The organism is Ruegeria sp. G10, assembly GCF_056533645.1.
Genome location: NZ_JBQFOQ010000003.1, coordinates 246,102 through 264,869 on the forward strand (window position 1 = coordinate 246,102; position 18,768 = coordinate 264,869).

The 18,768-nt window shown below is 61.6% G+C and carries 19 protein-coding genes; 7 read left to right on the forward strand and 12 right to left on the reverse strand.

Going from position 1 to position 18,768, the window contains the following annotated elements; all coding sequences use genetic code 11:
- Window positions 1-42: 42 nt before the first annotated feature.
- The 4 genes from ACR0KM_RS08120 to ACR0KM_RS08135 are packed head-to-tail and all read right to left on the reverse strand — an operon-like array spanning window position 43 to window position 2,532.
- Window positions 43-636: a DsbA family protein gene (locus ACR0KM_RS08120; RefSeq protein ID WP_480860248.1), complete on the reverse strand. Its 594-nt coding sequence runs from the start codon at window positions 634-636 to the stop codon at window positions 43-45.
- Window positions 637-645: 9 nt separating this feature from the next.
- Entirely contained in the window at window positions 646-1,101 is a 456-nt protein-coding gene (locus ACR0KM_RS08125; RefSeq protein ID WP_480823622.1) for a universal stress protein, read from the reverse strand.
- Window positions 1,102-1,154: 53 nt separating this feature from the next.
- Window positions 1,155-2,012: a branched-chain amino acid aminotransferase gene (locus tag ACR0KM_RS08130; protein ID WP_480860249.1), complete on the reverse strand. Its 858-nt coding sequence runs from the start codon at window positions 2,010-2,012 to the stop codon at window positions 1,155-1,157.
- A 58-nt stretch (window positions 2,013-2,070) separates the two neighbouring features.
- On the reverse strand, window positions 2,071-2,532 hold the full coding sequence (locus tag ACR0KM_RS08135; protein ID WP_480823626.1) for an Lrp/AsnC family transcriptional regulator: 462 nt from the start codon (window positions 2,530-2,532) through the stop codon (window positions 2,071-2,073).
- Window positions 2,533-2,661: 129 nt separating this feature from the next.
- On the opposite strand from ACR0KM_RS08135, the gene ACR0KM_RS08140 reads away from it, so the two are divergent.
- A complete protein-coding gene (locus ACR0KM_RS08140; RefSeq protein ID WP_480860251.1) occupies window positions 2,662-3,711 on the forward strand; it encodes a Glu/Leu/Phe/Val family dehydrogenase in 1,050 nt (349 codons plus the stop codon).
- A 51-nt stretch (window positions 3,712-3,762) separates the two neighbouring features.
- On the opposite strand, the gene trpS is transcribed toward ACR0KM_RS08140, so the two are convergent.
- Entirely contained in the window at window positions 3,763-4,791 is a 1,029-nt protein-coding gene (trpS, locus tag ACR0KM_RS08145) for a tryptophan--tRNA ligase (RefSeq protein WP_480860253.1), read from the reverse strand.
- Between the two features lie 86 nt (window positions 4,792-4,877).
- On the opposite strand from trpS, the gene ACR0KM_RS08150 reads away from it, so the two are divergent.
- A complete protein-coding gene (locus ACR0KM_RS08150; RefSeq protein WP_480860256.1) occupies window positions 4,878-5,564 on the forward strand; it encodes a rhomboid family intramembrane serine protease in 687 nt (228 codons plus the stop codon).
- A gap of 5 nt (window positions 5,565-5,569) precedes the next feature.
- Here the strand turns inward: ACR0KM_RS08150 and murJ are convergent, their stop codons facing one another.
- Genes murJ through ACR0KM_RS08165 form a run of 3 tightly spaced genes read right to left on the reverse strand, consistent with a single transcriptional unit; the run spans window position 5,570 to window position 11,059 of the window.
- On the reverse strand, window positions 5,570-7,111 hold the full coding sequence (murJ, locus tag ACR0KM_RS08155) for a murein biosynthesis integral membrane protein MurJ (RefSeq protein WP_480860259.1): 1,542 nt from the start codon (window positions 7,109-7,111) through the stop codon (window positions 5,570-5,572).
- Complete coding sequence (locus ACR0KM_RS08160; RefSeq protein ID WP_480860261.1) at window positions 7,108-9,867, reverse strand: [protein-PII] uridylyltransferase; 2,760 nt, start codon at window positions 9,865-9,867, stop codon at window positions 7,108-7,110. Before ACR0KM_RS08160 ends, murJ begins: the two co-directional genes overlap by 4 nt.
- 19 nt (window positions 9,868-9,886) lie before the next feature.
- Window positions 9,887-11,059, reverse strand: coding sequence for a penicillin-binding protein activator (locus ACR0KM_RS08165; protein ID WP_480860262.1), 1,173 nt, complete (start codon window positions 11,057-11,059; stop codon window positions 9,887-9,889).
- 87 nt (window positions 11,060-11,146) lie between these two features.
- Between ACR0KM_RS08165 and rsmI the strand changes: the two genes are divergently transcribed.
- From rsmI to gshB, 3 genes are all read left to right on the forward strand, one after another.
- Window positions 11,147-12,004: a 16S rRNA (cytidine(1402)-2'-O)-methyltransferase gene (gene rsmI / locus ACR0KM_RS08170; RefSeq protein WP_480860264.1), complete on the forward strand. Its 858-nt coding sequence runs from the start codon at window positions 11,147-11,149 to the stop codon at window positions 12,002-12,004.
- Window positions 12,005-12,008: 4 nt separating this feature from the next.
- Window positions 12,009-12,377 carry a YraN family protein gene (locus ACR0KM_RS08175; protein ID WP_480860266.1) on the forward strand — a complete coding sequence of 123 codons (369 nt, stop codon included), beginning with the start codon at window positions 12,009-12,011 and terminating at the stop codon, window positions 12,375-12,377.
- A gap of 61 nt (window positions 12,378-12,438) precedes the next feature.
- On the forward strand, window positions 12,439-13,371 hold the full coding sequence (gshB, locus tag ACR0KM_RS08180; RefSeq protein WP_480823643.1) for a glutathione synthase: 933 nt from the start codon (window positions 12,439-12,441) through the stop codon (window positions 13,369-13,371).
- Here the strand turns inward: gshB and ACR0KM_RS08185 are convergent.
- Genes ACR0KM_RS08185 through cobU form a run of 4 tightly spaced genes read right to left on the reverse strand, consistent with a single transcriptional unit; the run spans window position 13,368 to window position 16,970 of the window.
- A complete protein-coding gene (locus tag ACR0KM_RS08185; RefSeq protein WP_480860268.1) occupies window positions 13,368-14,882 on the reverse strand; it encodes a YifB family Mg chelatase-like AAA ATPase in 1,515 nt (504 codons plus the stop codon). The genes gshB and ACR0KM_RS08185 overlap by 4 nt on opposite strands.
- Before the next feature lie 48 nt (window positions 14,883-14,930).
- A complete protein-coding gene (locus tag ACR0KM_RS08190; protein ID WP_480860272.1) occupies window positions 14,931-15,815 on the reverse strand; it encodes a glutathione S-transferase N-terminal domain-containing protein in 885 nt (294 codons plus the stop codon).
- A gap of 58 nt (window positions 15,816-15,873) precedes the next feature.
- Window positions 15,874-16,452 carry a histidine phosphatase family protein gene (locus ACR0KM_RS08195; RefSeq protein ID WP_480860274.1) on the reverse strand — a complete coding sequence of 193 codons (579 nt, stop codon included), beginning with the start codon at window positions 16,450-16,452 and terminating at the stop codon, window positions 15,874-15,876.
- Window positions 16,449-16,970: a bifunctional adenosylcobinamide kinase/adenosylcobinamide-phosphate guanylyltransferase gene (gene cobU, locus ACR0KM_RS08200; protein WP_480860276.1), complete on the reverse strand. Its 522-nt coding sequence runs from the start codon at window positions 16,968-16,970 to the stop codon at window positions 16,449-16,451. The genes ACR0KM_RS08195 and cobU overlap by 4 nt, the downstream gene beginning before the upstream one ends.
- A gap of 101 nt (window positions 16,971-17,071) precedes the next feature.
- Here cobU and ACR0KM_RS08205 point away from each other — a divergent pair, with 101 nt between their 5' ends.
- Both ACR0KM_RS08205 and ACR0KM_RS08210 read left to right on the forward strand, forming a co-directional pair.
- Window positions 17,072-17,950, forward strand: a complete 879-nt coding sequence (locus tag ACR0KM_RS08205; protein ID WP_480823650.1) for an RNA polymerase factor sigma-32 — start codon at window positions 17,072-17,074, stop codon at window positions 17,948-17,950.
- A complete protein-coding gene (locus ACR0KM_RS08210) occupies window positions 17,947-18,768 on the forward strand; it encodes a ChaN family lipoprotein (RefSeq protein WP_480860278.1) in 822 nt (273 codons plus the stop codon). The genes ACR0KM_RS08205 and ACR0KM_RS08210 overlap by 4 nt, the downstream gene beginning before the upstream one ends.

Sequence of the window (18,768 nt, forward strand, 5' to 3'; positions counted from 1 at the left end):
ATATGCGCGCCCGCGCGGGCGAAGTCAAGATTTGGAACCGTTCTAAATTACTGCAACCTGAGAAATTGCGTCCGCAAGGCGGTCATCGCCCCAGAACAGCTCGTCCCCGGCGACAAAGCTGGGTGCACCGAAGATGCCCAGTGCCTTGGCGCGGTCGACCTGTCCGAACAGGGCCGCCTTGATCTGCGGGTCGCCCATACGGTCCATGAGGTTTGGCGCGGCACCGGCAAGCGACAGGCACCCGGCCAGAACCTGCAAGTCCGAGATATCCTGACCCACGCCGAACTGCGCCGTATAAACCGCGCGGGAAAAGGCCGCGCGCTGGTCGGGCGCGTCTATCGTCAACGCGAGACGCGCCGCCTTGAGGCTGTTCTGTGGAAACGCATCGGGTCGTTGCAAGGGCAGGTCGCGCGCGGCGCACAGACGCTCCATGTCCCGCCACATATACCGACCCTTCGCGGGGTAGATATTGAACGGGGAGTTGTCCCACCCCTGTTCGGCAAAGATCGGTCCCAGCAGAAACGGTTGCCACGCGACCTCGACACCCTGATCCGAGGCCATGGCCTCGATCCGCATCGCGCTGAGATAGGAATAGGTCGAGGCGAAGTCGAACCAGAATTGCAGTTGCGCACCCATCTGCGGCCCTCAGGTAATGGCTTCCAGCTTTTCCTTGCTCAGATCACCGGGCACGATGGTAATCGGGATCGGCAGGCTGCCCGAGTTACGCGTCAGCTGCGTCACCAACGGCCCGGGACCTTTCTTGTCAGTTCCGGCACCCAGCACCAGAACGCCTATTTCCGGGTCCGACTGGACATGGGCGATGATCTCGGGCACCGGGTCGCCCTCGCGGATGGCGAGTTCGGGTTCGACCCCTTGCTTGTCCCGCATCCATTTGGCGAACACTTCGAAATGGGCGTGAATACGTTCGCGCGCCTCTTCACGCATGACCTCGGCAACGCCGATCCAGTGGTTGAATTCATCCGGCGGGATAACCGACAGGATCGTGACCCCTCCGCCCGTATGCGCCGCACGCATAGCCGCAAAGCGCATCGCGTTCAGGCATTCGCGGCTGTCATCCAGAACCACAAGGAATTTGCGCATATCTGTCCCCGGTTTGTTTCCGCGATCATGCCCCAGCGCGGGGGCACTGGCAACTAGCTGGCCGCCCAGTCCCAATACATCTCGCGCACGCGACGGGCGATGGGACCGACCTGATACTGCGTGTCGTCCAGCGCGGTGACGGGGGTGACCTTGCTCATGTTGCCGGACATGAAGACCTCATCCGCGTTGTGGAAGTCGTCAAAGCTCAGGACGGTTTCGTGCACGGTTACACCGTCTGCGCGCAGGTTCTTGATGTGGCGGGCACGGGTGATGCCCGCAAGGAAGGTGCCATTGGGGATGGGGGTAAAGACCTCGCCATCGCGCACCATGAAGATGTTGGCGGTTGCAGTTTCGGCAACGTTGCCCATCGCATCGGCGACCAGAGCGTTCGAGAACCCTTTCGACCGCGCCTCGGCCAGCATCCTTGCGTTGTTGGGGTAGAGGCATCCGGCCTTGGCGTTGACGACAGCGGATTCCAGTACCGGGCGGCGGAACCGCGTGGTTGTCAGCGTGGCCGAGGCCGTCTCGGGCGCCATAGGGATCGCTTCGAGGCAGATCGCAAAGCCGATGCTGTCTTCCTGTGGGATAATCGCAGTGGGATCCCCGTCGATCCCCCAATACATCGGCCGGATGTAGACGGCTGTGCCGGGGGCGTAGGCCTCTAGCCCCTCGTGCACCAGCTCGACCATCTGTTCTGTGGTGACGTTTGGTGCCAGCATCAGCGCTTCGGCGGACCGGTTCACCCGCGCGCAATGGGCGTCGAGATCGGGGGTCAGCCCTTCAAAGAACCGCGCGCCGTCGAAGACAGACGACCCCAGCCAAGCGCCATGGTCTGCCGCGCGCATGATCGGAGCGTCTCCGTCATGCCATTGACCATCGAAATAGGTGCGGATGTTTGTGCCGACTGCCATTGTGCCCTCCCTCGGTTCGAGGGAAACCTAGGTTGGGGCCGAGGCAAGGTCCAGCAGATTATCCGTGATGCAGCGGCAGCGTTCCGCGTTTGACCATCGTACGCAGGGCAAAGTTTGATCTGAGGTTGCGGATCCCGGGAATCTGCATCAGCCGATGTTCCAGAAAAGCGTCAAAGGCAGTGAGGTCCTTTGCCACTACCCGCAGCAGAATATCCCGCGACCCGGTCATCAAGTAGCACTCCATCACCTCGTCACAGCGGCGGATCGCCTTTTCGAACGCATCAATGGCCTTGCGATCCTGCTTTTCCAGCTCGACCGAGACGAAGATAGTGACGCCAAAGCCCAATTGTTCTGGATCCACCTGCGCGGCATAGCCGGTGATGATGCCATCGCGCTGCAGACGTTCCAATCGCCGCGCGCAGGGGGTCGGGGACAGGCCAACATGGTCCGCCAGATCAATGACCGTCATGCGCCCATCCTTTTGCAGGGCGCGGATGATTTTGGTGTCTATGGTATCCATGGGGAAAGTATCTACAATTGTGCAATATCATGGAGAATATCACTAACATATGACAATAACCAGCCAGATAATGGCGAGAACCCCTCAGGCAAAGGTGGCAAACTCTTCTGGAGATTCCGGAGGAGACGCATGGACATCACCATCGTAGACGCGCCCGAGCACGAGCGCGTGGTTGAATTCAAAGACAGCAAGCTTGGTCTTTTGGGCTATGTCGCCATCCACTCGACCCAACGCGGTCCGGCTGCGGGTGGTGTGCGGATGCGGCCCTATGGCCATCCCGCCGAGGCGCTGCAGGATGCGCTGCGGCTGGCGCGGGGCATGACGTTCAAGAACGCTGCCGCTGACCTGCCGTTGGGCGGAGGCAAGGCGGTGATCATTGGTGATCCGAGCGCCGACAAGACGCCCGAGCTGCTGAAAGCCTTCGGGCGCGTGGTCCAAAGCCTCGACGGGCTTTACTGGACCGCCGAGGATATGGGCATGACCCCGGCCGACATGGCGCATATCGGGTCTGAGGCGGATTTCGTCGCCGGGCTGGCGGATGGTGCCTTTGCCAGTGGCGATCCCTCTCCGATCACGGCGCGCGGGATTTTCAACGCGATCCGGGTGACCGCGCAGCACCGGTTCGGGCTGGCCGATCTGGGCGGGTTGACCGTTTCGGTTCAGGGCTTGGGCCATGTGGGCGAGCATCTGTGCCAGTTTCTGCATGACGCGCGCGCGCGCCTGATCGTCACCGATATCAACGCCGAGCAAACCGCGCGCGTGGCCGAGCGGTTCGGCGCGCAGGCTGTCGCACCGGATGCGATCTATGGCGTTGAGGCCGACATCTTCGCCCCCTGCGCCATCGGTGGTATTCTGAATGAAACCAGCATCCCGCTGTTGCAGGTTGGTGCTGTGGCCGGTGGTGCGAACAACCAACTAGCCAAGGACCGCGACGCGCTGCTGCTGCACGACCGGGGTATTCTCTATGCGCCGGATTTCGTCGCTAATGGCGGTGGGATCATCAATGTCGCCACCGAGATTCTGCGCGTGGCCGATCGTGAGGATTGGGTGAACCACCGGTTGCAGGCGCTGGAGCAGACCATGGATCGCATTCTGACCCGCGCCAGGGCCGAGGCGATCAGCCCGCATGACATTGCAGAAGCCATCGTGCACGAAACCCTGCGTGCAAAGGCGGCCTGAGCCAAAAGAAAACGCCGCCCTGATCGGGGCGGCGTTCTGTTTGCGAAAGGGTCAGGGCTTGCCTGCGCCCACCATCCCGACAATCTCATAGGTCTGCTGCAGTATCGGAGCCGCAATCGCACGGGCACGTTCTGCGCCGCGGGCGAGGATTTGATCGATCTCGGCCTCTTCGCCCATCAACCGGGCCATCTCGGACGAGATCGGGGCCAGTTTCGAGACCGCCAGTTCCGCAAGCATCGGCTTGAACTCACCAAATTGCTTGCCGCCGACCTCGGCCAGAACCTGCTCCGCCGTCTGATCGCTGAGAGCGGCATAGATGCTCACCAGATTGCGCGCCTCGGGGCGTTCGGACAGGCCATCGATTTCCGAGGGCAGGGCATCCGGGTCGGTCTTCGCCTTGCGGATTTTCTTGGCGATGGTGTCGGCATCATCGGTCATGTTGATCCGCGTCATGTCCGACGGGTCCGAAGACGACATCTTGCGCGACCCGTCCCGCAGGTTCATCACGCGCGGCGCGGGGCCGCCGATGACGGGTTCGGTCACCGGGAAGAATTCGACGCCATAGTCGTGGTTGAACTTGATCGCGATGTCGCGGGTCAGCTCCAGATGCTGCTTCTGATCCTCGCCTACGGGCACATGGGTGGCGTGATAGATGAGAATATCTGCCGCCATCAGTGCCGGATAGGCAAACAGGCCCAGCGAGGCGTTTTGCGCATTCTTGCCCGCCTTGTCCTTGAACTGCGTCATCCGCTGCATCCAGCCCATCCGGGCGATGCAGTTGAAAATCCAGGCCAGTTGCGTGTGCTCGGGCACCTGGCTCTGGTTGAACAGGATCGACTTTTCGGGGTCGAGACCGGCGGCTATGAAGCCTGCGCAGACCTCGCGCGTCTTTTCACGCAGGCGGGCCGGGTCTTGCCAGACGGTGATCGCGTGCAGGTCGACCATGCAGTAGATGGTCTGAAAATCCGCACCCTGCATGTCCACAAAACGCTTGAGCGCACCCAGATAGTTACCAAGGTGCAGGTTTCCCGAAGGCTGGATGCCGGAGAACACGCGCGGCGTGAATTGGGTCTCGGTCATCGAAGGGAACTCCCGTCTGGAAAAATCAGTCCCCGTCGCTTACCCATGAGGCCAAGGGACGTCAACAGCCGCGAAGGGCCAGCCCAATGAGCAGTGAGCATTATACCCCGCCCGTGAACCCTCTACCGCCTGTGGTGGTGGCGTTGACGTTGTTCATCATCGGGATCGAGGTAGTCCTGCAACTGGGCACGCGCGGCATCCTTGGCGGGCCGTCTGCGTTGGGCTGGCGGCTGGACGCGCTGCAGCAATACACGTTTTCGCCCGATATCTTCGACTGGATGGTGGAAAACGGGCGTTGGCCGTTCGAGCATGTGATCCGCTTTGTCACCTATCCCTTTGTTTCGGCCAATTTCACGCAGGCGATCTTTGTCTGTGTTTTCGTGCTGGCGATGGGCAAGATGGTGGCTGAGGTGTTCGGCAGCGTCGCCATGCTGATCATCTTTGTGCTGTCCGGCGTGGGTGGAGCGCTGGCCTATGCGGTGCTGCTGGACCCGGCCTATCCGCTGGTCGGAGGGTTCCCGCCCGTTTACGGGTTGATCGGTGCGTTCACATGGCTGCTCTGGCGAAATCTGTCTTTGGTTGGTGCAAATCAATCCCGTGCGTTCAGCCTGATTGCCGTGCTGATGGGTATCCAACTCCTGTTTGGCCTGCTTTTCGGGGGCACCTCGGACTGGGTCGCCGATCTGGCCGGGTTTGGCACCGGGTTTGGCCTGTCGTTCTTTCTGGCACCGGGCGGCTGGGCGCGGATTCTGGGCAGGATACGCCGCGACTAGGCGGGTCACCCCCGGCGCAGCGCGGTGCGGAATTCCGACAGTTTGAAGGCCCCGAACACGTGACCGAGGGCGAAGTAGGCCGCACCCGCCGCTGCGATCAGAAGGAGTAAGGCGAGGTAGCGCAGGCCAGACAGGTCAAACGCCCAGCCGAACAGGTGGATCGCAGCAAACAGGACGACGCCCATCCCGGCCGAGGCCGCAACGATCCGCCATGCCCGGTGTTTGAACCGCGCATCAAAACGGGCCTCGTCCCCGAACCGCCGCGCGCCGATGGCAAGCAGTAGAACCATGGCCCAACCGGCGATCGAGGCCGCGATGGCGGGCGCGATCCAGCCGACGACGGGATAAAGGCCAAAGGCGAGAGCGGCATTCACAACCATCGCAACAACGGCGTATCGGAACGGAGATTTCGTGTCTTCGCGGGCAAAGAACAGCGGTTGCAGCAGCTTTTGCAGCATGAACGCGGGCAGGCCGATGCCATAGATAGCGACGGCCAGCGCGGTGGCTGCGGTATCCTCGGCGGTGAACTGGCCGCGCTGGAACAGGACCGAGACCAGTTGGACGGGGATGATCAGGAAGGCGACGGTCGAGGGGATGGTCAGCAGCAGCGTGAATTCTCCGGCCCGGGAAAACGCATTGCGCGCGCCGTCTTTGTCGTCGGCGCGGAGGCGACGGGACAGATCAGGCAGCAGGACGATGCCCACGGCGATACCGACCACACCCAAGGGCAGTTGATACAGGCGATCTGCCGCAAACAGCCAGCTCACGGCTTTCTCGGTTTTCGAGGCCACCAACTGCCCCACCACCAGATTGACCTGCGTCACCCCCATGGCCAAAGCGGCAGGCACCGCGATGCGCACCATGCGCCGCATCTCGGGGCTCAGTTTCGGCAGGCCGGGGCGGATGCGGATGCCCGCGCGCTCGGTTGCGATCCAGACAAGGGCCAGCTGAGCGACGCCTGCGGCGGGGATGACGGCGATCAGCCAGCGGATGACCTCACCACCTGAAAGCGCCCCGAAGATCAGGGCGGAGCAGGCGAAGATATTCAGCAGAACCGGCGCGGCGGCGGCGGCGGCGAACCGGCCCGTGGCGTTCAACACGCCGGAAAACAACGCCGCCAGCGACATGAACAAGATGTAGGGAAAGACGACATAGCCATAGTCCACGGCCAGATCGAAGCGTTCGTCGCCATAGAACCCCTCGGCCGTGATCCAGACCAGTGCGGGCATGAACACCATCGCCAGACCGACCAGCGCCAATACGGCAACGGCCAGCAGGTTGAAGGCGTCTTGTGCGAAGCCTTCGGCGTTCTCGTCACCCTCCAGCCGCTTGGAGAACATCGGCACAAAGGCTGCGTTGAACGCACCCTCGGCAAAGAAACGGCGGAACATATTGGGCAGGCGGAAGGCGGCGACAAAGGCGTCCATCACCGGGCCCGGCCCGATATAGGCGGTCAGCAGGATTTCCCGCAGAAACCCAAGGATACGGCTGGCCAGCGTCCAGAACCCTACCGTGAAAAACCCCGAGAACAGACGGATCTGCTTCATGAGGCGGCGCGCTCGGCGCCCTCGGTAATAGCGGTGCGCAGCTTGGCCTCAAGGCCGCGTTGCTTGCTGTCCGAGTGGTATTTCAGGCCGAACATATCCTTGACGTAGAAGGTATCGACCACCTGCTCGCCATAGGTCGCGATGACGGCGTTGGCGACATAGACATTGGCCGCAGCCAGCGTACGCGCCAGATCATAGAGCAGACCGGGGCGGTCGCGGGTGTCGACCTCGATGATTGTGTAAATCTCGGACCCGTCATTGTCGAAGGTGATATGGGTTGGGACGTTAAAGGCGCGCTCGCGTTTCTTGATCTTGTCGCGCGATTTTAGGGCGTCACGGGCCACCACCTCGCCTTTCAGCGTCTTGTGGATCATCTGCGTCAGACGCGGCAGGCGGCTGGATTCGAAGGGGCGGCCCTCGGCGTCCTGAATCCAGAACGCGTCGGTCACGTAGCCATCCTTGGTCGTATAGCTGCGCGCGTCGACCACATTGGCGCCTACCAGCGCCAGGGCCCCTGCGATGCGGGCAAAGATACCCGGGTGGTCACCCATGGCGAAACAGGCGCGCGTCGCGTCGCGGTCTTCGTCGGGATGCAGGCGAATCTCCATCTCACCGGGATCGCCGCTGTCTTCCAGCGCTTTCAGCATCTCGGCGAACTCGACATGGGTCGAAAGGTTCAAGCCTTGCCAATAGGGATCGTAATGCCGCCCGGTTTCGGTTTTCAGATCAGACTTGGACCAGTCCGCCAACTCGGCCCGCAACAGCTTTTTCGCGCCCGCGCCGCGATTGGCACGGTTGAGGTCCTCCATCCCGGTTTCAAGTGCGCGTTTGGTTTCGGCATGTAGCGCGCGCAGCAGGGTGGCTTTCCAGTTGTTCCACGTATTGGGGCCAACGCCGCGGATATCGCAGACGGTCAAAACTGTCAGCAGGTCCAGCCGTTTGACCGTTTCGACCGCTTTGGCAAAGTCCCGGATGGTGCGCGGGTCCGAAATGTCGCGCTTCTGCGCCATGTCCGACATCAGCAGGTGATAGCGCACCAGCCATTCCACTGTCTCGCAATCCGATTTGTTCAACCCCAGACGTGGGGCCACCTTGCGCGCGATCTGCGCGCCAAGGATCGAGTGATCCTCGGGCCGTCCCTTGGCGATGTCATGCAGCAGCAGCGCCACATACAGCACCTTGCGGTTGACGCCTTCCTTGAGGATCGATGAGGCCAGCGGCAGTGACTCGATCAACTCACCGCGTTCAATCTGGGCGAGGTTGACGATGCACTGGATCGTGTGCTCGTCCACCGTATAGCTGTGATACATATTGAACTGCATCATCGCCACGATGGGCTCGAACTCGGGCAGGAAGGCTGACAGAACGCCCAGTTCATTCATCCGTCGCAGGGCGCGCTCGGGGTTGCCGTGTTTCAGCATCAGGTCAAGGAAGATGCGCCGCGCTTCCTTGTTGTTGCGCATGTCTTCATCAATCAGATGCAGATTGGCAGCCACCAACCGCATGGCGTCGGGGTGGATCAGCATACCTGTGCGCAGCCCCTCTTCGAACAGCCGCAACAGGTTCAGCTTATCGGTCAGAAAAGTGTCCGGGTCGGCGACATCCAGGCGGCCATGTACAACCTGATATCCGGCTTTCACGCGCGGGCGGCGGCGAAAGAGACGCTCCAGCAACGGAGCGCTTTTGACATGGGCCGCTTCCAGCTTTGTCAGGAATATTCGGGTCAACTCGCCCACGCGCGTGGCTTCGCGGAAATAGCGCTGCATGAACACCTCGACCGCGCGTCGCCCGGCCCGGTCCTTGTATCCCATCCGCTCGGCCACCTCGACCTGAAGGTCAAAGGTCAGTTGCTCCGTTGCCCGCCCGGTAACCAGATGCAGATGAGACCGCACGGCCCACAAGAAATCTTCGGCCTGAACAAAGCCTTCGAACTCTTCCGGCGTGAACAAGCCCAGCGGCACCAGTTCGGCCACATCCTGAACGCCATAGATATATTTTGCGATCCAATAGAGCGATTGCAGATCGCGCAGGCCGCCTTTGCCCTCTTTGACGTTCGGCTCGACCATATAGCGCTGACCTTGCTTCAGGTGCCGCTCTTCCCTCTCTTTCAGCTTGGCTTCGATGAAATCGCGCTCAGAGCCTTTGAACAGATCCGCCTTCAACCGGGTCTCAAGCTCTGCAGCAAGCGCGGCGTCGCCAGCCAGATAGCGCTGTTCCAGCATCGCGGTGCGGATGGTGAAATCATTACCCCCCAGCCGCAGGCAGTCCTTGATCGTGCGTGACGAATGCCCAACCTTCAGTCGCAGATCCCACAGGATATAGAGCATGGATTCGATCACGCTCTCGGCCCAGGCGGTGATCTTGTAAGGCGTCAGGAACAACAGATCGACGTCAGACGACGGTGCCATTTCACCCCGACCATATCCGCCGACGGCCAGAACGGCGATCTTTTCGCCCTGTGTTGGTGTAGCCAGCGGGTGCAGCGTTTCACTTGCGACGCGCATGGCTGTACAGACCAATTGGTCTGTCAGGTAGGTATAGGACCGGGTCAAAGGGCGCGCATCAAATGGCGCTTGGGCGAACGCGTCTGCAATGGCCTCGCGTCCCGCCTTTTGGGCCTCTCGCAGAATGCGAACGGTCTCCGCACGCAGGGCAGAGTTGTCCGTGCCGCTTTCAACGATGGCGGAAAGTTCGGCATTGACTTTGACGCTGTCAAATATCCGGTCAGCGGGGCAGATTAGCTTGTTGTCAGGCATGGTCGCCTGCGCCGGTGGCTCAGAATCCGGCGCCAGAGAAGCTTTGTGGAGCAGGGTCAATCACAACCACCTGTTTGTTCTGGATCGTGGCAACCGCCAGACCGCGTTCGTTTGTCCCGTTCGACCGCAGGCGGAAGATTCCGCCAACGCCCTGAAAACCGGCATTCTGTGTCAGTGCGGCACCGGTCAGCGCGTTGGATTTGCCTTGGCTGACCAACGCGCCGATGGCGGCGATCCCATCATAGGCCAGACCGCTGATCGGGTGCGGTGCCTCGCCATAGGTGTTGTTGTAACGCTGGCGATACGCCTGAGCTTTGGCCGGATCAGGCAGGGCAAACCAGCCCCCCTGTACTCCGGGCAGGTCCAGCGTTTGCGATGGAATATCCCACCGCGTCAAACCGATATACTGAACACTCGCCGGTGAGACGCCCGCCTCGGGCAGCAACTGGCTGAACAGAGGCAACGCGCCCGCCGTGGTCGCGGTCATAAAAATCGAATCGGCGGCATTGGCATCTACGGTTGCCTTGATCGTCGGCACCGAGTTGATGACGCCCTGCTGAGACCGGTCATACCCCACAGTGCCAGCATTCTTGACCCGGCTGCTGCCAAGCGCTGTTGCGATTGCGGACTGGCCAAGCTGACCCGCAGGGTCGTTGCTGTGCACGATTACTGTTCCGGTTTTGCCCTGACGACCGGCGAAATTGACCAATCTGTTGGCCGTGTTCTGGAATGTAGGTCCCAGAACGTAAACGTTGCCACCGGCGATGCCGGTGTTGTTCGAAAATGACAGCACGTTGACATTGTTGTTCAGCACAGCAAGGCCGGCGGCGTTTGCCGCCTGCGCGTATACCGGGCCGAGGATGATCTTGGCCCCATCGGCGACAGCTTGTTGGGCCACCGTTGACGCGGTGCCGGCGTTTCCGGCGGTATCGTAAACCCGCAGGTCAATCTTTACGTTCTGCAAATCTGCCATTGCCAGACGCGCCGCGTTTTCAAGGCTTCGTGCCAGCGCCGCATCACCTGCCTGTGGCGATCCGCTTGGCACCAGCAGGGCCACCGGCACAGGATCAGAGGTATCGATCGACGGGCCTCCGCTAATGCCGCCCACTTCACAGGCGGCCAGAAATGCGGCCGTGGCCAGAGCAATGGCGGATTTCGCCAGTTTGCGGGTGGGCTTGCAAACGGTAAACATCTAAATGAAAACTCCCTGATCCGGCGTCTGAGGGCACCTTGGTCTAACGATCCGCGATAATAAACGTCACGCTCTGAGGGTCCAGCTTTGAATTTCCAAAAGATCAGATTGGCCGCGGGCCTGTATTTTGTTGCCACTCCTATCGGGGCCGCGCGCGACATTACGCTCAGGGCGCTGGATGTGCTGGCCTCGGCGGACATGATCGCCGCCGAAGATACCCGCAGCCTGCGCCGGTTGATGGAAATCCATGGCGTACCGCTCGAGGGTCGCCGGATTCTGGCCTATCATGACCACAGCGGCGCGGGCGCGCGCAGCAAGATTCTTCAGGCGCTTGAGGCGGGGCAGTCGGTTGCCTACGCCTCTGAAGCCGGGATGCCCCTGATCGCCGATCCGGGTTATGATCTGGGCCGGCAGGCGGCTGAGGCAGGCTTTGCCGTCACCTGCGCCCCGGGCCCCTCGGCGGCCCTGGCGGCGCTGACATTGGCGGGGCTGCCCACGGATGCGTTCTTTTTCGCGGGCTTTCTGCCCAATGCCTCAGGCGCACGGCGGTCGCGCATCGAGGCGCTGCGCGACATTCCCGGAACGCTGGTGTTCTACGAATCCCCCAAGCGGCTGGCCGCAAGCCTTGAGGATTTGGCAGATGTTCTGGGCGCCGAGCGGCAGGCCGCGATGTGCCGTGAGCTGACGAAGAAATTCGAAGAGGTGCGGCGCGGAACGCTTGCTGATCTGGCGGCAGAGTATCAGGGCGCGACGGTGAAGGGCGAAATCGTCCTGCTTGTGGATCGCGCGCATTCGCAAACTGTTAACGAGTCTGACGTAGAAGAGGCTTTGAAACGGGCGCTGGAAAGCCATTCGGTGCGCGACGCGGCAGATCTGGTGTCAGAGATGTTCAACCTGCCGCGCAGGCCGATCTATCAAAAGGCCCTGAAGCTGGGAAAGGGATGACATCATGCGGCGATCGGTTCGGGGCTCGGTTTCTTATCATGCGGGGCAGGCGGCGGAGCTTCGCGTCGCTTCTGACTATGAAAGGCGTGGGTTTTTGATTGCCCATCGTCGCTGGCGCGGCGCAGGTGGAGAGATTGATCTGATCGCGCGGAATGCGGACGGGATCGTGTTCGTCGAAGTTAAGAAAAGCACAAGCTTCGCAACGGCGGCGGCGCGGATCAGCCCCCGGCAAATCGACCGGATTTACGCGTCAGCAGCCCAGTTTCTGGAACATGAACCGGGCGGACAACTGACCAATGTGCGCTTTGACGCGGCGTTGGTCGATGGCTCTGGCGCGGTTGAAATTATCGAAAACGCCTTTGGTCACGGCTGATCGCCATTGAACCCGTCAGGTCTGTGCGCCATGTATCGGGCGTAGAACTGAGGGATACGCCATGAAGATCGCCTTTCAGATGGACCCGATCGGGGCCGTGGATATCAATGCCGACAGCTCGTTCCGTCTGGCCGAAGAAGCACAGGCCCGTGGGCATGAGCTGTTTTTCTACGGGCCCGACCAGTTGGCCTATCAGGAGGGGCGGATTACAGCGCGCGGTCACGATATGACGGTGCAACGGGTGCCGGGCGACCCGGCGGTTCTTGGCCCCGAGCGTGAGGTTGATCTGGCCGACTTTGATGTTGTCTGGCTGCGGCAGGATCCACCGTTTGACATGCATTACATCACATCGACCCATCTGTTGGATCGCCTGAAAGGGCAGGCGCTGGTGGTGAATGACCCGTTCTGGGTCAGGAACTATCCCGAGAAACTGCTGGTTTTGGACTTTCCTGATCTCACCCCACCCACGTCGATTGCGCGCGATCTGCAGACCATCAAGGCGTTCAAGGAGAAGCACGGGGATATCATCCTCAAACCACTCTATGGCAACGGCGGCGCTGGCGTGTTTCGGCTGGGACCGGATGATCGCAATCTGACCTCCCTGCACGAGTTGTTCACCGGGTTTTCCCGCGAGCCGCTGATCGTCCAGAAATTCCTGCCCGACGTGCGCAATGGCGACAAACGGGTGATTCTAGTTGATGGCGAGGCCGTGGGTGCCATCAACCGGGTCCCAGCCGAGGGTGAGACGCGCTCGAACATGCATGTGGGCGGGCGGCCCGAGAAGATTGGTCTGACCGACCGCGACATGGAGATATGCGCCGCCATTGGGCCACTACTGAAAGAGAAGGGCCAGATTTTCGTCGGCATCGACGTCATCGGCGACTACCTGACCGAGATCAACGTGACGTCCCCCACCGGCATTCAGGAGCTGGAACGGTTCAACGGCGAGAACATCGCCGAAAAAATCTGGCAAGCGATTGAGTCGAAGCTTTAACCGCCGACCTTGGCGCTGATGCGATAACTCAGGGCCTCGGCGACATGGGGGCGGCGGATGTCTGGTGCGCCTTCCAGATCAGCGATGGTTCGGGCGACCCGCAGGATGCGGTGAAAGGCGCGGGCTGACAGGCCGAACCGTTCTGCGGCCTTCAAAAGCAGGTCTTTGCCTTCGGCGTCCGGGGCGGCGCAATCTTCCAGATACGTGCCTTCAAGGTCGGCGTTCTGCCGCGTGCCTGGCATGTCCCGGAACCTGTCGGCCTGCAGGGCGCGGGCGGCCTCGACCCGCGCGGCGACGGTGGCGGAGCTGTCGCCTGAAGGTGGCAGATCAAGGTCGGTGAAGCTGACCGGCGGCACTTCGATTCGCAGGTCGAACCGATCCATCAATGGACCTGAAATACGACCGAGATAGTCCTCGCCACAGACCGGAGCGCGGGAACAGGCGCGGGCGGGATCGGTCAGATAGCCGCATTTGCAAGGGTTCGCGGCAGCCACAAGCATGAACCGGCAGGGGTATTTGACGTGGGCGTTGGCGCGGGCGACCATGACCTCTCCGGTTTCGATGGGCTGGCGCAGGGTTTCCAGCACGGTGCGCGGGAATTCGGGGAATTCGTCCATGAACAGAACGCCGTTATGGGCCAGCGAAATCTCACCGGGTTTTGCGCCCTTGCCGCCACCGACGATGGCGGCCATCGACGCGGTGTGATGTGGCTCGCGGAAGGGGCGGGCGCGGCTGATGCCGCCCTCGTCCAGCAAACCGCAGAGGGACTGGATCATCGAGGTCTCCAAGGCCTCGACCGGTGTCAGAGGCGGCAGGATGCCGGGCAGCCGGGCCGCCAGCATGGATTTGCCAGAACCGGGTGTGCCGATCATGATCAGGTGATGACGGCCAGCGGCGGCGATTTCCAGCGCGCGTTTGGCGCGTTCCTGCCCTTTGACGTCGCGCAGATCGCGTGCAGAGGGCGACAGGCTGACTTCGCCCGGTGTGGCAGCGGGCAGGGCGGATTGGCCGGTTAAATGCTTGACCACATCGCCCAGTGAGGCCGCGCCGATCACCTGCGTTGCATCGACCCATGCGGCCTCGGCGCTGGATGCTGCAGGGCAGAGCAGCGCGCGGTCTTCGGCGGCGGCGGTCATGGCAGCGGGCAGGGCGCCCACGACCGGCACCAGCGAGCCGTCCAGCGATAGCTCTCCCAATGCCACGGCCCCTTCGGCGGCGTCGGTCGGGATGATGTCCAGCGCGGACAGCAGGGCGACGGCGATGGGCAGGTCGAAATGGCTGCCCTCTTTCGGCAGGTCGGCGGGGGACAGGTTGATGGTGATCCGTTTCGACGGCAGGGCAATGGCCATCGAACTGAGCGCGCTGCGCACCCGGTCGCGCGCCTCGGACACGGCCTTGTCGGGCAGGCCGACGATCGAGAACGCCGGAAGGCCCGGTGAAACGGCGCATTGCACCTCGACCGGGCGGGCGTCTACGCCTTGAAAGGCTACGGTATGGGCGCGGGCGACCATGGCAATCCTGTTTCGTGGTTAACAGGACGTTGCTGCCATGGTTGCGGTTTAGGAATGGTTAACGTCTGCCACCATGGCGGTGAATTTTGGCCATGCCCCCGGGTCGGCCACGGTTTTGTCGCGGCAGAACGGGTTGCAGAAGCCCCAGATTTGGCCGTCGAGTTCGAGGTAGTCGGTGACGGGTTTGCCGGAATAGGGGCAGGTTGAGTTGACTGATGGACCCGAGGCGAGGGCCTTGGGCCGAGAGGTTCCGCCAACCGGCCAGTCCTGCACGGGCCCATTCTGCGGATAGGGAAACGGATCATACGAAACGGTCAGACCCATCGCGCGCCATTGCCGGACCGACAGGTCGGAGAGCAGCTCAAGACAATAGGCGCGGTTGGTGTCGGTCACCGGCAGGCCATAACCGATGATCCGCGCGGCGACCGGGGTGTAGAACACATCCGCCAGGGAATAGGCCCCGAATAGCGGGCCGGTTTCAGCGCCTGAGAGGGTTCGGGCGTACGCCCAAAGGGTCTCGATTCGCTGCAGGTCAGACAGGGTTTCTGGAGAGGGCTGAAATCCTTGCCAGCATTGGCGCAGTTGCATCGGGCATTCGCCCCGCAGGGCTGAGAATCCCGCAACCATCTCGGCGCACAGCCAGCGGGCGGTCGCGCGGGCGGCGGGATCTGTGGGCCACAGCCCGGCTTCGGGGTGGCGCTCGGCGAGTGTTTCGGCCATGGCAAGGCTTTCGCCAACCACGGTTCCCTCTGGCAGCCGCAGCGCCGGGACGAGGCGGGCAGGGGCCAGCGGTTCCATATCCGCCGCCATCGTGCCGGAATAGAGGCCGATCATATGGGTGCGGTAGGGCAGGCCGAACTTCTCAAGCATAAGCCATCCGCGCATGGACCAACTGGAGAACAGGCGGTCGCCGATGAAAAGGTCATAGGTCATCCGCGAACGATGTCGGATGGCGCGGCCTTGGTAAATCAGAGATTTGTGCGCGGCCCCATCACGGTCGGTGATTGATCCGACCCACGGACCAGCGATCACCGTGATGGGTGATCTCGGTGACCGAGAGGTTGTCGATCCGGTGGCCAAACGCCTCTTGCGCGTCGACATTCAGGGCGCGTTGCACCTGCGTCAGGATCACGCCGAAGTGGGCCACGATGATCAGATCGTGGCCGGTATGGGCAGCAATCAGCGTATCGATGGCTGTATCAACCCGCGCGCGGACCTCGTTCCAGCTTTCGCCGTTCGGGGGGCGGACCTCGCCCGGATTGTCCCAATAGGCAAAGCACAGTTCGGGGTCTTCGGCCTCGATTTCTCTGAAGCCACGCAGCTCCCAGCTGCCGAAGTTAATCTCGCGCAGGTCTTCGCGGTGGGGCAGTCGTGTGCGCGCGCCTTGAATGGCGCTGGCTGTGTCGGCGGCGCGGGACAGATCGGATGAGATCACGATGGCCTGTGCCGGCAGATGCGCGGACAGGCGGCCAAGCGCAGCGGTGTCGCTCAGGTCGGCGGGCAGATCGGACCAGCCGACCATGGTTTTGGCATGGGTCGGCCCGTGCCGTACCAGATGCAGGCGGGTCACAGGGGGGCGCCTTTCAGGACCAAGGGCAACCCAGCAGTCACCTGCACCACACGGTCGGCCTGCGCGGCCAGCGCAATGTTCAGCCGCCCTTGCGCCTCGCGAAAGCGGCGCGACAGGGCGTTGTCGGGCACGATCCCGTGGCCGACTTCGTTAGAGACAATGACGATCTGTGCCGCGCAGTCTTTCAGCGAAGCAAGCAACGCGGACCGGGCCCGCTCAAGATCATTTTCGGCCAGAAGGTGATTGGTCAGCCACATGGTGGCGCAATCGATCAGGCAAACCTGATCTGATGTCAGCCTTGCCAGTTCGGGCGACAGATCAAACGGGGCCTCTATTGTCTCCCAACTGCTGCCTCTTTGTGCAATATGTTGCCTAACTTTCAGGCGCATCTCGTCATCAAAGACTTGTGATGTCGCCAGATAAACGCGGCTTTTCCCTGTTAAAACAGATAGTTGTTCAGCGAAAAGCGACTTGCCAGAAGCCGCGCCGCCCAGCACAAAGGTTAAATTAGGGTGCACTTTTATTACCTTTCTGGTGATCCACCCGGTTTTGCCCTGCGTATCGACCCTAAGTCGGCATGACAAGCCCGGCCAAAAGCCGGTGGAAAAGGGAGAGTTGCATGGCACTGGACAACGCACATGATTTTTCAATGTCCCGGCAGGCGATGAAGGCCGAACTGCTGGATGCCGAAACCGAGCTAAGGCTTGCCTATGCGTGGCGCGATGAACGAGATGAACAGGCGTTGCACCGTTTGATCACCGCATACATGCGTCTTGCGATTTCGATGGCGGCCAAGTTCAAGCGCTATGGCGCGCCGATGAATGATCTGATTCAAGAGGCCGGTCTGGGCCTGATGAAGGCCGCTGACAAATTCGATCCCGATCGCGGTGTAAGATTTTCGACTTATGCGGTCTGGTGGATCAAGGCCAGCATTCAGGATTATGTGATGCGGAACTGGTCCATGGTGCGCACCGGCTCGACATCGTCTCAGAAATCTCTGTTTTTCAATATGCGCCGGGTTCAGGCCCGGCTTGAGCGAGAAGCCGCGACCGAGGGTCAGGAGCTGGATCGCCATCAACTGCATCAGATGATTGCGTCTGAAATTGGTGTGCCGCTGCGCGATGTCGAGATGATGGAAGGCCGGCTGGCCGGGTCCGATTTCTCGCTGAATGCGGTGCAATCGACCGATGAAGACGGGCGCGAGTGGATTGATGCGCTGGAAGACGACCGCGAACAGGCGGCTGAAACCGTTGAACACAGCCACGACACCGAGCAACTGCGCGATTGGTTGGTGACCGCGATGCAGGCGCTGAACGATCGAGAGCGTTTCATCGTGCGCGAGCGCAAGCTGCGTGAACCGGCGCGCACCCTTGAAAGCTTGGGCCAAGAGCTTGGGCTCTCGAAAGAAAGGGTGCGTCAGCTTGAAGCCGCAGCCTTCATAAAGATGCGCAAGAACCTTGAAGCGCAATCGCGCGAGGTGCAACACTTCTTCGCATGAAACAAATTGCGATTTTCGTAGCGTGTGTGCTGTTCACGGTCTTACCTCGTGCCGGGTATTCGGCTGACCTGATCCCTCAGGATGTGCGCGAGGCTATGCAGGCCGCCGACGTCGTTATTCTTGGCGAAATCCACGATAACCCCCGTCACCACGTTGTCCAGAAAGAGGCGATCGAAGCCATCAACCCTTCGGGTGTGGTCTGGGAGATGGTGACAGAGGAAGGCGCTCAGCGATTGGCGCAAAAGGCGGCCACGAACCCCGAGGACTTGTCTCGCATTCTACGCTGGGCTGAATCCGGCTGGCCGCCGCTCAGCATGTATTACCCGGTTTTTCAGGCTTCGAACGCGCCGGTCTATGGGGCCATGGTCCCTCGTGCTGCAGCCCGTGCCGCGATGGAGCGTGGTGCTGCCACCGCGCTGGGCGCGGATGCTGCGCGCTATGGCTTGACCATTCCGCTGTCGCCCGAGGATCAGGCCGCGCGGGAAGCTGATCAGCTTGCAGCCCATTGTCACGCGCTGCCCGTAGAAGCTTTACCGCAGATGGTGGCGATCCAGAGGTTGCGCGATGCGGTGCTGACCCGCGCTATTCTGCGGGCGACCGATGAAACCGGCGGGCCGATTGCGGTGATCACGGGCAACGGCCATGCCCGCAAGGACCGCGGCATTCCAACTTTCCTTGCGCGGTTGCGTCCGGGCCTGAAGGTCTTTGTATTGGGGCAGTCCGAAGATGGGCTTATCAATGGTGAGTTTGACGCGGTGATCGACAGCCCGACCGTCGAGCGCGAGGACCCCTGCAAGGCCTTCGAGACTCAGAATTAA

Bases quoted from the DNA above. Each gene is read 5' to 3' on its own strand.
- ACR0KM_RS08120 (WP_480860248.1), bottom strand. From the start codon at position 636: ATGGGTGCGCAACTGCAATTCTGGTTCGACTTCGCCTCGACCTATTCC.
- ACR0KM_RS08125 (WP_480823622.1), bottom strand. From the start codon at position 1,101: ATGCGCAAATTCCTTGTGGTTCTGGATGACAGCCGCGAATGCCTGAAC.
- ACR0KM_RS08130 (WP_480860249.1), bottom strand. From the start codon at position 2,012: ATGGCAGTCGGCACAAACATCCGCACCTATTTCGATGGTCAATGGCAT.
- ACR0KM_RS08135 (WP_480823626.1), bottom strand. From the start codon at position 2,532: ATGGATACCATAGACACCAAAATCATCCGCGCCCTGCAAAAGGATGGG.
- ACR0KM_RS08140 (WP_480860251.1), top strand. From the start codon at position 2,662: ATGGACATCACCATCGTAGACGCGCCCGAGCACGAGCGCGTGGTTGAA.
- trpS (WP_480860253.1), bottom strand. From the start codon at position 4,791: ATGACCGAGACCCAATTCACGCCGCGCGTGTTCTCCGGCATCCAGCCT.
- ACR0KM_RS08150 (WP_480860256.1), top strand. From the start codon at position 4,878: ATGAGCAGTGAGCATTATACCCCGCCCGTGAACCCTCTACCGCCTGTG.
- murJ (WP_480860259.1), bottom strand. From the start codon at position 7,111: ATGAAGCAGATCCGTCTGTTCTCGGGGTTTTTCACGGTAGGGTTCTGG.
- ACR0KM_RS08160 (WP_480860261.1), bottom strand. From the start codon at position 9,867: ATGCCTGACAACAAGCTAATCTGCCCCGCTGACCGGATATTTGACAGC.
- ACR0KM_RS08165 (WP_480860262.1), bottom strand. From the start codon at position 11,059: ATGTTTACCGTTTGCAAGCCCACCCGCAAACTGGCGAAATCCGCCATT.
- ACR0KM_RS08175 (WP_480860266.1), top strand. From the start codon at position 12,009: ATGCGGCGATCGGTTCGGGGCTCGGTTTCTTATCATGCGGGGCAGGCG.
- gshB (WP_480823643.1), top strand. From the start codon at position 12,439: ATGAAGATCGCCTTTCAGATGGACCCGATCGGGGCCGTGGATATCAAT.
- ACR0KM_RS08185 (WP_480860268.1), bottom strand. From the start codon at position 14,882: ATGGTCGCCCGCGCCCATACCGTAGCCTTTCAAGGCGTAGACGCCCGC.
- ACR0KM_RS08190 (WP_480860272.1), bottom strand. From the start codon at position 15,815: ATGACCTATGACCTTTTCATCGGCGACCGCCTGTTCTCCAGTTGGTCC.
- ACR0KM_RS08205 (WP_480823650.1), top strand. From the start codon at position 17,072: ATGGCACTGGACAACGCACATGATTTTTCAATGTCCCGGCAGGCGATG.
- ACR0KM_RS08210 (WP_480860278.1), top strand. From the start codon at position 17,947: ATGAAACAAATTGCGATTTTCGTAGCGTGTGTGCTGTTCACGGTCTTA.